Here is a 12667-nt window from a genome sequence, read left to right as displayed (position 1 = left end):
ATCCCCCTACGCAAATATTCCCATCAGACGCGCCCACCAACGGGGTTTAGCCCTGGGCTTTGTCATAAATGGAGTACGACAACCTTTAATAAACTGTACTTCGCTAGCCTTAGGCTGAAAATCGCGACCGTCTGGCGCTTCAATCCAGCCACGCATGTGCCGATGGTGCGTTACTTGCTGGCCGTTCCGTAGCATTGCAGCCAGTGACGGGCATTGATTAGCGGTCATTAAGTGATCTCCATCAAATGAATAGTTGCCGGGGTACTGCATCGCGCCCGGCGCGCGTTTTTTGTGGTACTGTTTTTGCGCCGGCTAATACTGTGAGAAGAAACCCCGGCGCTATACCCACCAACTACAAAAGGAAAATGCATGAGCAATGATATCGATGCTGAACTGGATAACATGGCTAATGGCGAACTATGGGAATTCTTTAATCTCGTTGGGCCAGGCCAGTCTTATGTAGGTATCCGCTTTGAATACGACCTTGAAGAACACGAAACGCTACCCGATGCCAAAAATTTAATTACCCTACTTACACTTGAAAAGGCGAAAGCGCTCATTGAGGAGCTTCGGATTCAGGTAAGTGAGATTGAGGGTCGGAGTGTGCCGGTTCAGCCTGAAAAGCCGCTTCACTAATTGCCGCCGAAATAATATTTCTCATTTCTCTGAAACTTACCCCAGGTGTGGATGTGCGCACCTTTCCTGGGGTTCTTGTTAGAAAATAGCCGGGTGCCACCTCTACAGTTAAGCTCTTACCGTCCGCAATTGGTTCTGCTAGCTCTTGTGACTTATCGTCGGAGGCGGGGGCATAAATAAAGATATTTTTAAATTCGACTTTACCGCCCAGCCCTTCCATTTCCCTTATGACGTCCCCTTTCATTTCGTCGTCAAAATCTGATTCGTTGGCGTAAAGAATAAACCCAGCGTGTGCGTCGTTGTGGTAATAGCGGCGGCGGAAAACGGTTTCTTCGCGGCCTAAGGTAACGGGCTTGCCATCAGCAGGAATAATGGCGGCGGCAATGTCGTCAATTTCTGCGAACGTGCGTATAGTGTCGCCATTAAGGAATTTAATTATTGAGCCGGGAGCGTCAGGAAGTACTGACTCAACACTTTCAGTATTAAGAATAAAGTATTTGTCGTCTTTCTTTATTTTGACAAAATTAGACATATTTAAATCCTCGCTCGGTTAGTAAGAAATAAAACCCTTTCGCAAATCTGTTATTTGAGGAAGGGCTTTAGCCCCTCAAAACTTCATTGAATGGTTCGGGTAATGTCTTACCGGCACTGAAACCCTGGACTGCATCCCTCAATAATGGGTACACCGTTTCGTCACCCTCGCCAGTGGTCACGGCCAGCGTTGTTAACATATCCAGATTGGCAATGGTATTTGCAGTAATAACCTTACGTTCACGAATGAAGTTGAATTTGCCGATATAGCCCTGGTCAAGCCGGATGCGCGCCGCTTCCATGTGAAAATGATGGGTCTGTAACACGATGTTGGCGAGTTGTAGAATCAGTGACTTTTTCATTTCAATCCCTCATTTCGTGGAGTGTGTCGATGTATTCAATGGCTTGCGCCAGTGCGTCGAACTTGCCGTAAGACTCATCACCCTGGCGAACGTGGTAACGGGTGATGTGGTCTATCTTGTTACGGTCAATGCGAGTAATGGAAAAACCAAGGTAACCGTGAGTGTGATCGCTAATGCGGGTTAGCTCATGGATGGGGTTATTGGGCGATGGGGTAGTCATGCCGTTGCGCTCTGATTCGGGGCTTCTCCACCTTTGATATTCCGCATCACGGTTAGCTTGTCCTTGCGAATTATATTCTCAATCCATTCCCGCTCTGCTCCAGTGCAAAGGGCGCGAGTTTTCGCCATCGCTTCTAAATATTCATTCCACATGATGAAACGGCGTGGTCGCTTGGTGCCGGGACGGCCCTCGCGGTGAACCGGTAACTGATTGCGATCCATCATGTTCACAACCGAGCCATAACTACGGCCGGTACGTGCGCAGAATTCGCGCGGTGTAATTGGCTCCGGCTCAGAAAACTTTGGCGTATTTCTATCTATTGGCATCTGTTAACATCCTTAATGGCTCTCTTCTGATGCTTCATGATGGCTTTACTTGTTATGTGAAGCCCCCTGATGTATCGGTTGAGTTGGATTATGTATGTATATTTTGGAAAATGCAAAATGAAAATTGATATTGCAGAAAAATTAAAACTAATGAGGGAAAGTGAGCGGATTACAAGTAGAGCCGAAGCGGCTGATTTACTTGGCATTCCTCAGAATGCTTTATGGAGGTACGAAACCGGCGATAGCGTGCCAAAAGGCGATGTGATTATGAAAATTCTCAATCACCCACGATACAAAAAATATGCCCTCTGGTTTATGACTGGCGAAATAGCTCCTGAATCCGGGCAAATCGCACCGGCTCTCGCACACTATGGGCAAAACGAAATAACCTCACCGTCCTCAGGCAAAAAGACTGGGTAACTCTCCATAATGATTTTTTGTGCTTCATTGATTCATTAAGTTTCTGTAATAACAGCAACATCGGAGGGCTTCGCAATGTCGATTAAGAAGCTTGATGATGGTCATTACGAAGTGGACTTACGGCCGCACGGGCGCGATGGAAAACGCATCCGGCGTAAATTTGATAGAAAGAGCGATGCACTCGCTTTTGAAAAGTATGTGATCGCCAACTTCCATAATAAAGAATGGTTAAGTAAACCTGCTGATAAGCGGCGTTTAAGCGAGTTTATTTCGAAGTGGTGGGATTATCACGGGCGTAATTTAAAGCACGGTAGTAAGCGCCTCAATGCAATTGAGGGCATATGCAATGACATGGGTGATCCGATGATGTATCAAATTACCAACCGTTTACTCATGGATTACCGTGCAAAACGGTTGGCTAATGGTATAAAGGCATCCACAGTAAATCACGCACTTGCTGTACTTAGTGGTGTATTCAGTGTGATGATCGAAGCTGAAGAGTTTTTTGGCGAGCACCCAATAAGATCGCTTGCACGCCTTAAGACGCAACAACCTGAAATGTCTTATCTATCATCGGAAGATATCACCAGACTATTAGACACGGCGAAAGGTGATGCGCGGCGTATAGCCATACTCTGTTTGGCAACTGGTGCCAGGTGGGGGGAGGCTAAGAGCCTTAAGGCAGAAAACATCATTCATAACCGAGTGACGTTTATTGAAACGAAGAATGGGAAAAAACGTTCCGTACCTATTTCACAGGAGATCGCCGACCAGGTGAAAACTATAGAAACCGGGCCGTTGTTTAAAACTCATTACCTGACGTTCTATAAGCTAATAAAAAAAGTAAAACCTGACCTCCCTCGCGGGCAAGCGGTACATGCTTTACGGCACACATTCGCAACCCACTTTATGATGAAGGGTGGAAATATAATCGCACTCCAACGAATACTTGGACATGCGAACATTCAGCAGACCATGACTTATGCGCACTTTGCACCCGACTATTTACAGGATGCAATAATGCTAAACCCGCTAAGTGGAATGTCCACAAACCGTCCACACTTGTGAGGTTTTGGGATGTTGTAGGATGTTTTTAGACGCCTAATGATGCTTTAAGTTGTTGATATCCGGTAGTCCAGCCCGTGGCTACTGGATATGCAATCCCACAACCTGCTACGATTAGCCTCTTTTTAAGGAATTTGACCATGAACAAACAGCCCGAAGACTGGCTAGATGAAGTCCCAGAAGATAAAAACGACGATGACGATGAAATTATCTGGGTCAGTAAAAGTGAAATTAAGCGTGATGCCGAAGCGCTGAAAGATCTCGGTACCGAGCTGGTTGAGCTGGGTAAAAACGCGCTAGAGAAGATCCCGTTAGATGAGGATCTGCTGGCTGCCGTTGAATTGGCACAGAAAATTAAGAAAGAAGGCCGTCGCCGCCAAATTCAGTTAATTGGTAAAATGCTGCGCGCCCGCGATGTTGAGCCGATTCAAACCGCGCTGGATAAGCTGAAAAATCGTCATAACCAGCAAGTCTCGCTATTCCATAAATTGGAAACACTGCGCGACCGTTTGGTTGAAGAAGGCGATGATGTCATTCCAACCGTGTTGGAATTATATCCAGAAGCTGATCGCCAGCAACTGCGTAGCTTGGTGCGTAATGCCCAGAAAGAGAAAGCAGCGAATAAACCGCCGAAATCGTATCGCCAGATCTTCCAGTATCTGCGTGAATTGGCAGAGAAGCAGTAGTCTATTCAATCAGGCGTAATCGTCGCAGGCAGCTTGAGTGCGGACAGCGCGCAGAACCCGGAGCGTACATGCAGTACGTGAGGAGTTCGAGCACTGTCCAAGCTCAAGATGGCAAGTAAAATAGTCTGATTAGACAATATTGAAACGTAAGCTGCCCGCCAGCTCCTCTTCTGCCTCTTCGAACAATAAAACTATTGCTCCAAAACGGCGTTTCCGGCGGTGATTGAAATGAATAAATTCAATCTCTACCGGTAAAGCTATCTCGCCTGTGACCACATCCCACAGCGCATCCAGATTGGCACCAAAACTTTCGCTCAGCGCAAATTTTTCGGCGAATGCGCGATAAAAAGTAGGAAGATCAGGTATATGGTCAAAATCGAACACCACTTTTACCATCTTTTCACTCCATCCGAATGAAATGCTTGTAGTGATCCTGAGTTAGATAAATCAGGCCGTCATTGGAGTAGAGCAACCGATCAGAACCACGATGCCCACAACGATAATTTACATCAGCTTCACGCCAGTTGCGGCCTTTGGCTTCAGGCAACTGACGTTCACGGTTAGAAAAACGATCGCCGCCGATAGCTTTTCCCGGTAGTACCTTACACAAGTTCCCTTCTTTTGGGTTCCAGCCCTTTCCACGCGCCTGCTGTTTGGTAATGTAAAAATCCGGCAGGCGGTGATGAGATTGCAAATATTTAACAACCTGTTGGTGCTGAGTCAATTGCTCAATAGAAGCAGGAGCCGATAACCGCGGGCGTTCAAGCTCCGGCGACTGACCAATATCACGAGCAGTGACATTATCAACGCCTCGGAACGCCACCACGACTAGCAGCAATAACACCGCCAGAATGGCCATAAGTCGTTTATTCATGGTTCTCCTTAACCTTCTGGCTTCCAATCATGTTTTGGCTACTCATCGCGATAACCCACTGCTAACTCTACCCACCAACGTGATACCTTTATCTGAATTATAAATTACCCAGATGCAAGGTTTTCACTTCCATAAACTCATCCAGCCCCAGCACTGAACCTTCTCGCCCAAGGCCAGATTCTTTAACGCCACCAAAAGGTGCCAGCTCAGTTGAGACCGAGCTTTCGTTCACACCAATCATACCGCTTTCTAGTGCGTCTGAAACCCGGAATACCCGTTGCAAGTTCTGAGTATAGAAATATGCTGCCAATCCAAATGGAGTATTATTCGCCCGCTGAATGACTTCTTCTTCCGTTTTGAAGCGGAAACAAGCAGCCAGTGGGCCAAAGGTCTCCTCAGAAGCCACTTTCATTTGTTCGGTGGCATCAGCAATCACAGTCGGTTGGAAAAAATTGCCGCCCAAGACATGGCGACTGCCACCGGCCAATAATCGCCCACCTTTCTCAAGCGCATCTTTTACGTGGTCTTCCACTTTCTCCAGACCTGCCAGGTTAATCAGCGGCCCCATGTTGACGTCTTTATCCATGCCATTGCCAACTTTCAGTTTTTTAACCTCAGCGGCCAGGCGGGTAACAAACTCGTCGTAAACGCCATCCTGAATATAGAAGCGATTGACGCAAACACACACTTGCCCGGCATTGCGGAATTTACAAGCCATGGCTCCCGCGATGGCAGCACCTAAATCGGCATCATCAAATACGATATAAGGTGCATTCCCACCTAACTCCATGGAGATTTTCTTCATGGTAGCGGCAGCATTACGCATTAAGGTCTTACCCACTTCGGTCGAACCGGTAAAGGAGATTTTGCGCACTTCAGGACTGGCCATGATGGCATCGCTGATAGCATGGGTATCACCGGCAACACCATTGAGCACTCCTGCGGGTACCCCCGCCTGCTCGGCCAATGCCAGTAATGCAAAGGCAGATAGCGGTATGTTATTGGCCGGTTTAATCAGCCCAGTACAACCTGCCGCCAGTGCTGGCCCGAGTTTGCGGGTGAGCATCGCCAGTGGGAAGTTCCATGGCGTGATAGCCGCAACCACACCGACCGGTTCACGGGTCGCCAGAATGCGGGCACCTTCCTTGGCCGGCGGAATGATTTCGCCATTGGCTCGCTTAGCCTGCTCACTAAACCATTGAATAAAGCTGGCGGCATAAGCAACCTCACCTAATGCTTCTTTCAATGGTTTACCTTGCTCAGAAACCATTATCTCGGCCAATGACTGTTGATGTTCCATTATCAACAAATACCAGCGCTGTAAAATCTCTGCTCGCTGTTTAGCGGGGGTTTTGCGCCAGGCAGGAAAAGCCTTACTGGCTGCTTTAATGGCGGCCTCGGTTTCATGTTTACCGGATTTAGCCACTTTTGCCACCAATTCACCGGTAGCAGGATTGCGGACCTCGAAAGTATCCTGCGCCTGATGCCAGGTGCCGCCAACGAAGTAACCAATATGATAAATACCGTCGCTGTGTCGCTGGGATTGTAATGGATTGCGTGATGGATTATGTGCTGACATCTTGTCGACCTCCTGCGGGAAATGATGCCCCCCATCAATGGAGGGCGAGGAAGGATAGTTCCAGATTCAGTATAGCCCTTGAAAAAGCGATGAGAACAGCTTAGCTCCTTTCGAGTATTTGCTAAATAAGCGCACTCTGATATCGGTGCAGCATGTCTGCCAGTCGTTTTACCGGTCGGGTAACAGATTCAGGTGATTGATAATCAACTAATTTCTGCTGATACTGGTCGAGTTCCTGCAATAATCTGGCGAAGTAATAACTGCGCTTCTGGGAGTTCTTCGCATTAATGACGCGATCCGCGGTGTAGCGAATTTGCTTATGGAAAGCACTCAATTCAGCATTCACCGGAACTTCCGTTTTATTGAGCCGCTGATGGGCGATAATCAAAGTTAAAGCCAGACGATACTTATCTATATCACCAGGGAACATCATCAAAAGCTGATTCAGTTGTTGATACAGCGCGGGTAAATGGTTTTCATTGCGGCGCGCTTTATTGGTGGTAAGCGCGGATACTGCACTGTAAACAAAACGATTTAACAAAGTTCTGCCGGTTCTTTCCTTAGCATTATCGCGGATCAACAACAACACAATCAGGGAAACAAAACAGCCGACAATTTGACCCAATGCGCTGTCGAGAAACAGGCTGACATTAAATTTCATCGGGTTACTCAACACCATAATATTGATAGTACTGGCTAGCGTACCAAGTGATCCCAAGCGCCGTTTTTGCACTTCGATACCAATAATAAAGGCCAACAACCCCAGGCTGATACACAGCAATAGCATACTCTGCTGCGTAGCGGGGATGATAAACATAAAGTACAACGCCCCAATGGGCAGCGCCATTATCACCCCTAGCAGGAAGTCTATCGCTACCATGCGAGGGTTAGGGGTTCGCATTGCCAGCGATGTCACCACTGCAATCATCACCATACAACCCGCACCGGATGTCCAGCCAGTCCAGAGCCAGAACAAGCCACCAATTGCTGTTGCAATACCGGTACGCAGGCCATTAATCATCGCGTGATGACCCTCAGCTGAGACATGCTTCACCGGTACCACGCCCGTTAGAATATCTTCCTCAACCAGACTAATACTGCTGTTGGTATGAATCCCCTTTGATAATAATAAATAGCGAGTTGCCGCCCCAACCCAACTACTGATGGTCGCGGGAATGTCCTCACTGTGGCTGCCACCGATAAATTGGCGCAGTTTTTTCATTCGTTGATGAATTTCAGCCGGTGTTTGTGCCGGTTCGCTCAACAGGGCTTTCAGTTCAGCGGTTAAGATATCGGGGTAATTGGCGAGCACCAGATAGGTTTCACACGCCTGGGTGATGAGTGTTAATGACTCGGTATGTAAGACCTGTAAACGGCGATTGCAGCGCTGCCAACGAGAAGATTCCATCATTAGATAGCTGCGCATCCCATTGAGTGCATTCGTATTTTTGACTAAATCATTCCAGGCACGATCGATATCGGTTTTTTCCGCTGGGCGAATACACAGTTGTAGCAGCTGATATTGATCCACTAACACCTTATCCACCAGCCGATCGATATCCTGCTTGATTGATCGCGGCGAAAACAGCAGATCAGCCATCACTGCACAGACGATCCCCAGCACAATCTCACTACAGCGCTCAACAGCAAACTGAGGGGTCAATAGCGGGGTTTCACCGGTTGTCACAATGATGATAAGCGCGGTATAGCCCGCCAAACCAAAGGCATAGGAGTTTTCGACGCGCACCAGTGAGGAGATCCAGGTACACACCCCAGCCCACAAGCAGCACAGCATCAAGGTCAAGACCGGCGCTCTGATGGTCAGAACAATTATAATCAGGCCGCCAATACAACCGATGAATGTTCCGATAATACGCAACCAGCCACGATGACGGATTGCACCAGAGAACGGTTCGCCACCGGCGGCAAAAGCCGGGCCAGCGGCCACAATCGCCGCCGTCAATACCGACCAGCGCGGTGTTTCCAATTGCAGATGGAAGCCCAGAAACAGTGCCGCCACAATGGCGAAACTAAGCTTAAAAGCAAAGCGCAGGCGGATAAAAGTCGGGCTGCTCATGTTAGCCAAACTCGCGCAGACGATGCATTAATTTCACCATCGGTGATGCCTGATTAGGGTCGAGATCCGTTGAGCCAGTAATAACCACTGTCGCGGTAGTACCTGCCGGATACGAATGCTGCTGATCTTCGCTATCTAAACGGATCTTCACCGGCACACGTTGTGCCAGTCTCACCCATTCCAGATTATTATCAATGGTCGCCAACCCTTTGCTATCCGCACTGCTACTGCTATTGGTGACCCCCGCAGAGATACTATCAACCGTGCCATGCAGAATGCGGTTGCTACCCAGCGGAGTAATTTCCGCTCGATGACCTGGCTTAACCCCTTCCAGCTTAGTCTCTTCCAAGTAGGCTAAAATATAGAAACTATCTTTTTTCACCAAAGCTACCGCCGTTGCACCACGGTTTATAAACTCTCCGGCGTGGACATTCAGGTTTGTCACCCACCCTTCGGCGGGAGCACGCACGGTGGTACGTTCCAGATCAAGTTTGGCTAAATCCCGCACCGCGACAGCTTTCGCCAATTGATGGCGCACGGTTTGTAATACGTTGTTGGACTGGTCAATCTCTTCTTGTGACATTGCCTGAATCCCCAGGCGTTGGCGTCTACCAGATTCCCGTTGTTTCTCGGCGGCTAGCGTCTGGTAATAGGCAACATCAGCTTCGGCCTCAGCCAACGCTTGTTGATAGCGCGGCTGGTCAATCACAAACAGTACTTGGCCTTTCTGCACCAGTTGGTTGTCTTTAACCGGCACATCAGTAATCAGGCCACTGACGTCAGGGGCAATAGCAACCACATCGGCGGTAAATTTTGCATCACGAGTCCAAGGCGACTCAGTATAAAAGGCCCAGACTTTGAAAATAGCCATAACAGCCAGTAAAACCACCAACAAGGTGATGCCGATGCGAATTATTTTTAATGAAAAAGTGCTCACGGCGACCTCAGGAAAAAAGACGAGATATTAAGTAAAAAAGACAACCATACAGTGCGGTATTAAATAGCGCTGGATGCCAGACAAACTCATAAATACCCGTGGGCTGCAACACACGGCGTAGAACGAAAAAAAATGCCAGCGAGAGAATCAGTTCAAGAAATATCGGCGGAAAAGAGAGACCGAAAATAACCATCACCGGAAGTAAACTCATTCTGTAAATCCTTCATGTTATAGGGTGTCGGTGAATACGCCCGGATGAATAGTCTGATACTCAGTTGAAACACATCCAATCACAGCAGCCACGACCAAAAGCACCAGCTATAAGACTGACTTATAGGTTAAACTTGATTGTTTAGTATGACTGCACTTGGACGAGACGAGGTAACACTTCGGCTACGTGGCTTTCAAATTTCGGACTGTTCTACCGACAGCAGTATATTAGCCTGCTTATTATCAAGTTATCTACAATGTGTGATCTAAATCACTTTTAAGCCAGAGTTAACAATCAACACAGAGTGAGCCATGGAAAGATTAAAACGGATGTCAGTCTTTGCCAAAGTCGTCGAATGCGGCTCCTTTACTGGTGCAGCACGGCAGTTGGCAATGAGTGTATCGTCGATAAGCCAAACGGTGTCAAAACTAGAAACCGAGTTAAATGTGAAACTGCTTAACCGCAGCACGCGACGTATTGGTCTGACGGAAGCTGGCCGAATTTATTATCAGGGATGCCGGCGTATGTTGCAGGAAGTGCAGGAAGTGCATGAGCAATTGTATGCGTTTAATAATACCCCGACCGGTACACTACGAATCGGTTGTTCTTCAACTATGGCACAAAACGTGCTGGCGACCATGACGGCTGAGATGCTGAAAGAATATCCAGGGCTTTCTGTCAATCTGGTGACAGGTATCCCTGCGCCGGATCTGATTGCTGATGGCTTGGATGTGGTGATTCGTGTCGGAGCTTTACAAGATTCAGGGCTATTCTCACGCCGCCTTGGTTCTATGCCGATGGTAGTCTGTGCGGCTAAACGTTATTTAGCACAACATGGCACACCGGAAAAACCCAGTGATATGACGAACTTCTCCTGGCTGGAATACAGTGTACGGCCAGATAGCAATTTTGAATTAATCGCACCTGAGGGTATTACCACTCAGATATCGCCACAGGGCCGCTTTGTCACCAATGATTCGCAAACCATGATCCGCTGGCTTAAAGCGGGTGCGGGCATCGCCTATGCGCCATTAATGTGGGTTATTGAGGAAATAAAACGCGGTGAGGTGGAAGTGCTATTCAAAAAATACCATTCAGACCCACGACCGGTATATGCACTATATACCGAGAAAGACAAAATGCCGCTTAAAGTCCAGGTCTGCATTGATTATTTAACCGAATACTTTAAACGCGTTGCAGAGGTATATCAGGGTTATCGATAAATACATCCGTTATTGGGCACTCAACTTGCTACTGAACTGAGCACCCAAAATACGGTGTTATCTAACAAACCTTACGCCGTACCACCTACCGTCAGATTATCCAACTTCAGGGTCGGTTGACCGACGCCAACCGGCAGACTTTGGCCTTCTTTGCCGCAGACACCGACGCCTTTATCCAGCGCCAGATCGTTACCGACCATCGAAATCTGCTGCATGGCTTCAATACCCGAACCAATCAAAGTGGCCCCTTTCACCGCGCTAGTGATTTTGCCTTTTTCGATTAAATAGGCTTCGGAGGTTGAGAATACAAACTTGCCGGAGGTGATATCCACCTGGCCGCCACCAAAGTTAGGGGCATACAGGCCATATTCCACACTGGAAATAATCTCTTCCGGTGTTGATTTACCCGCCAACATATAAGTGTTGGTCATACGCGGCATCGGCAAATGAGCATAGGATTCACGGCGGCCGTTACCGGTCGGCGCAACCCCCATCAGGCGCGCATTCAGCTTATCCTGCATATAGCCTTTCAGAATACCGTTTTCAATCAGCACGTTATATTGACCCGGCACTCCTTCATCGTCGATAGCTAATGAGCCACGGCGGCCTTGCATGGTGCCATCATCCACCACGGTACACAGCTCTGAAGCCACCAGCTTACCCATTTGCCCGCTGAATACTGAGCTGCCACGACGGTTGAAATCACCTTCCAAGCCATGGCCTACTGCTTCGTGCAACAACACGCCCGGCCAACCTGCGCCCAGCACCACCGGCATGGCACCAGCAGGTGCTGCGATCGCGGACAGATTCACCAGCGCCATCCGCACCGCTTCATTGGCAAAGTTATCGGCACGCACTTCACCATCCACCGTTTCCAGGAAGTAGTCATAGCCGAAACGACCACCACCACCGCTGGCACCGCGTTCACGTTTGCCGTTATCTTCCACTAATACGCTGACTGACAGGCGCACCAGTGGGCGTACATCTGCCGCCAGTGTACCGTCGGTGGCGGCGACCAGGATTTGCTCATACACGCCGGTCAGGCTGGCGCTCACTTCCTGCACCCGCTTATCAGCAGCACGCGCGACTTTATCTACGCGATGCAATAGAGCGATTTTGTCTTCACGCGACAGACTTTGCAGCGGATCAAGCAGCGGATACAGTGCTTGATGGCGAATCTCACCCAAGGTATGCACTTTGCCATTGCCAATATCACGCACAATACTACGTGCGGCATGAGCGCTTTGCTGTAAAGCATTCAGAGTGATTTGGTCTGCATAGGCAAAACCGGTTTTTTCACCGCTGACAGCGCGCACACCTACACCCTGATCAATATTGTAAGAGCCATCTTTGATGATGCTGTCTTCCAACACCCAGGCCTCGTGGTAGCTGGACTGGAAATACAGATCAGCATAATCGAGGCGGCGCTCAGCCAACTGCCCCAATACTGAGAACAAGTCCTGATGGTTCAGCTTGTTAGCAGCGAGTAACTGCTCACTGACAAACGAGAGGCTCATAGT

Annotated in this window: 16 protein-coding genes; 4 read left to right on the top strand and 12 right to left on the bottom strand. The window is 48.5% G+C overall.

The features are described from left to right. Positions 1-6 precede the first annotated feature (6 nt). The 5 genes from ACF3VQ_RS01920 to ACF3VQ_RS01900 form a co-directional block, all read right to left on the bottom strand. Positions 7-228 (bottom strand): phage filamentation protein Fil family protein, encoded by a 222-nt coding sequence (locus tag ACF3VQ_RS01920; protein WP_392433165.1) that lies wholly within the window; start codon positions 226-228, stop codon positions 7-9. A gap of 328 nt (positions 229-556) precedes the next feature. Then, positions 557-1168, bottom strand: coding sequence for a hypothetical protein (locus tag ACF3VQ_RS01915; protein ID WP_392433164.1), 612 nt, complete (start codon positions 1166-1168; stop codon positions 557-559). Positions 1169-1235: 67 nt separating this feature from the next. Then, complete coding sequence (locus ACF3VQ_RS01910; protein ID WP_392433163.1) at positions 1236-1529, bottom strand: hypothetical protein; 294 nt, start codon at positions 1527-1529, stop codon at positions 1236-1238. Between the two features lies 1 nt (position 1530). Then, positions 1531-1749: a hypothetical protein gene (locus ACF3VQ_RS01905; RefSeq protein WP_392433162.1), complete on the bottom strand. Its 219-nt coding sequence runs from the start codon at positions 1747-1749 to the stop codon at positions 1531-1533. After that, entirely contained in the window at positions 1746-2075 is a 330-nt protein-coding gene (locus tag ACF3VQ_RS01900) for a hypothetical protein (protein WP_392433161.1), read from the bottom strand. The genes ACF3VQ_RS01905 and ACF3VQ_RS01900 overlap by 4 nt, the downstream gene beginning before the upstream one ends. A 117-nt stretch (positions 2076-2192) precedes the next feature. On the opposite strand from ACF3VQ_RS01900, the gene ACF3VQ_RS01895 reads away from it, so the two are divergent. The 3 genes from ACF3VQ_RS01895 (at position 2193) to yjgA (ending at position 4246) form a co-directional block, all read left to right on the top strand. Next, entirely contained in the window at positions 2193-2495 is a 303-nt protein-coding gene (locus tag ACF3VQ_RS01895) for a helix-turn-helix domain-containing protein (protein WP_392433159.1), read from the top strand. A gap of 75 nt (positions 2496-2570) precedes the next feature. Further along, positions 2571-3563, top strand: a complete 993-nt coding sequence (locus ACF3VQ_RS01890) for a tyrosine-type recombinase/integrase (protein ID WP_392433158.1) — start codon at positions 2571-2573, stop codon at positions 3561-3563. A gap of 137 nt (positions 3564-3700) precedes the next feature. Further along, entirely contained in the window at positions 3701-4246 is a 546-nt protein-coding gene (yjgA, locus tag ACF3VQ_RS01885) for a ribosome biogenesis factor YjgA (protein WP_005174310.1), read from the top strand. Positions 4247-4375: 129 nt separating this feature from the next. Here the strand turns inward: yjgA and ACF3VQ_RS01880 are convergent, their stop codons facing one another. The 6 genes from ACF3VQ_RS01880 to aaeX form a co-directional block, all read right to left on the bottom strand. Then, positions 4376-4642, bottom strand: a complete 267-nt coding sequence (locus ACF3VQ_RS01880; protein WP_392433157.1) for a barstar family protein — start codon at positions 4640-4642, stop codon at positions 4376-4378. Positions 4643-4646: 4 nt separating this feature from the next. Continuing rightward, positions 4647-5120 carry a ribonuclease gene (locus ACF3VQ_RS01875; protein ID WP_392433156.1) on the bottom strand — a complete coding sequence of 158 codons (474 nt, stop codon included), beginning with the start codon at positions 5118-5120 and terminating at the stop codon, positions 4647-4649. A 97-nt stretch (positions 5121-5217) separates the two neighbouring features. Then, positions 5218-6699 (bottom strand): NAD-dependent succinate-semialdehyde dehydrogenase, encoded by a 1482-nt coding sequence (locus tag ACF3VQ_RS01870; RefSeq protein ID WP_392433155.1) that lies wholly within the window; start codon positions 6697-6699, stop codon positions 5218-5220. A gap of 121 nt (positions 6700-6820) precedes the next feature. Next, positions 6821-8776, bottom strand: a complete 1956-nt coding sequence (gene aaeB / locus ACF3VQ_RS01865; RefSeq protein ID WP_392433154.1) for a p-hydroxybenzoic acid efflux pump subunit AaeB — start codon at positions 8774-8776, stop codon at positions 6821-6823. Position 8777: 1 nt separating this feature from the next. After that, complete coding sequence (gene aaeA / locus ACF3VQ_RS01860; protein ID WP_392433153.1) at positions 8778-9713, bottom strand: p-hydroxybenzoic acid efflux pump subunit AaeA; 936 nt, start codon at positions 9711-9713, stop codon at positions 8778-8780. Positions 9714-9720: 7 nt separating this feature from the next. Continuing rightward, on the bottom strand, positions 9721-9924 hold the full coding sequence (gene aaeX, locus ACF3VQ_RS01855; protein ID WP_392433152.1) for a p-hydroxybenzoic acid efflux pump operon protein AaeX: 204 nt from the start codon (positions 9922-9924) through the stop codon (positions 9721-9723). Positions 9925-10235: 311 nt separating this feature from the next. Here aaeX and aaeR point away from each other — a divergent pair, with 311 nt between their 5' ends. Next, complete coding sequence (aaeR, locus tag ACF3VQ_RS01850; RefSeq protein WP_392433150.1) at positions 10236-11147, top strand: HTH-type transcriptional activator AaeR; 912 nt, start codon at positions 10236-10238, stop codon at positions 11145-11147. 71 nt (positions 11148-11218) lie between these two features. Here the strand turns inward: aaeR and tldD are convergent, their stop codons facing one another. Continuing rightward, positions 11219-12664, bottom strand: a complete 1446-nt coding sequence (gene tldD, locus ACF3VQ_RS01845) for a metalloprotease TldD (protein WP_392433149.1) — start codon at positions 12662-12664, stop codon at positions 11219-11221. Between the last annotated feature and the right edge of the window lie 3 nt (positions 12665-12667).

It is taken from the genome of Yersinia fenwicki, from assembly GCF_043099325.1.
In the GTDB taxonomy this organism is placed as follows: domain Bacteria; phylum Pseudomonadota; class Gammaproteobacteria; order Enterobacterales; family Enterobacteriaceae; genus Yersinia.
This window is presented reverse-complemented; position numbering and strand designations above follow the sequence as displayed.

What these genes read in the sequence shown, in the direction of transcription:
- ACF3VQ_RS01920 (WP_392433165.1), bottom strand. Translation starts at nt 228, where the DNA reads ATGACCGCTAATCAATGCCCGTCACTGGCTGCAATGCTACGGAACGGC.
- ACF3VQ_RS01915 (WP_392433164.1), bottom strand. Translation starts at nt 1,168, where the DNA reads ATGTCTAATTTTGTCAAAATAAAGAAAGACGACAAATACTTTATTCTT.
- ACF3VQ_RS01910 (WP_392433163.1), bottom strand. Translation starts at nt 1,529, where the DNA reads ATGAAAAAGTCACTGATTCTACAACTCGCCAACATCGTGTTACAGACC.
- ACF3VQ_RS01905 (WP_392433162.1), bottom strand. Translation starts at nt 1,749, where the DNA reads ATGACTACCCCATCGCCCAATAACCCCATCCATGAGCTAACCCGCATT.
- ACF3VQ_RS01900 (WP_392433161.1), bottom strand. Translation starts at nt 2,075, where the DNA reads ATGCCAATAGATAGAAATACGCCAAAGTTTTCTGAGCCGGAGCCAATT.
- ACF3VQ_RS01895 (WP_392433159.1), top strand. Translation starts at nt 2,193, where the DNA reads ATGAAAATTGATATTGCAGAAAAATTAAAACTAATGAGGGAAAGTGAG.
- ACF3VQ_RS01890 (WP_392433158.1), top strand. Translation starts at nt 2,571, where the DNA reads ATGTCGATTAAGAAGCTTGATGATGGTCATTACGAAGTGGACTTACGG.
- yjgA (WP_005174310.1), top strand. Translation starts at nt 3,701, where the DNA reads ATGAACAAACAGCCCGAAGACTGGCTAGATGAAGTCCCAGAAGATAAA.
- ACF3VQ_RS01880 (WP_392433157.1), bottom strand. Translation starts at nt 4,642, where the DNA reads ATGGTAAAAGTGGTGTTCGATTTTGACCATATACCTGATCTTCCTACT.
- ACF3VQ_RS01875 (WP_392433156.1), bottom strand. Translation starts at nt 5,120, where the DNA reads ATGAATAAACGACTTATGGCCATTCTGGCGGTGTTATTGCTGCTAGTC.
- ACF3VQ_RS01870 (WP_392433155.1), bottom strand. Translation starts at nt 6,699, where the DNA reads ATGTCAGCACATAATCCATCACGCAATCCATTACAATCCCAGCGACAC.
- aaeB (WP_392433154.1), bottom strand. Translation starts at nt 8,776, where the DNA reads ATGAGCAGCCCGACTTTTATCCGCCTGCGCTTTGCTTTTAAGCTTAGT.
- aaeX (WP_392433152.1), bottom strand. Translation starts at nt 9,924, where the DNA reads ATGAGTTTACTTCCGGTGATGGTTATTTTCGGTCTCTCTTTTCCGCCG.
- aaeR (WP_392433150.1), top strand. Translation starts at nt 10,236, where the DNA reads ATGGAAAGATTAAAACGGATGTCAGTCTTTGCCAAAGTCGTCGAATGC.
- tldD (WP_392433149.1), bottom strand. Translation starts at nt 12,664, where the DNA reads ATGAGCCTCTCGTTTGTCAGTGAGCAGTTACTCGCTGCTAACAAGCTG.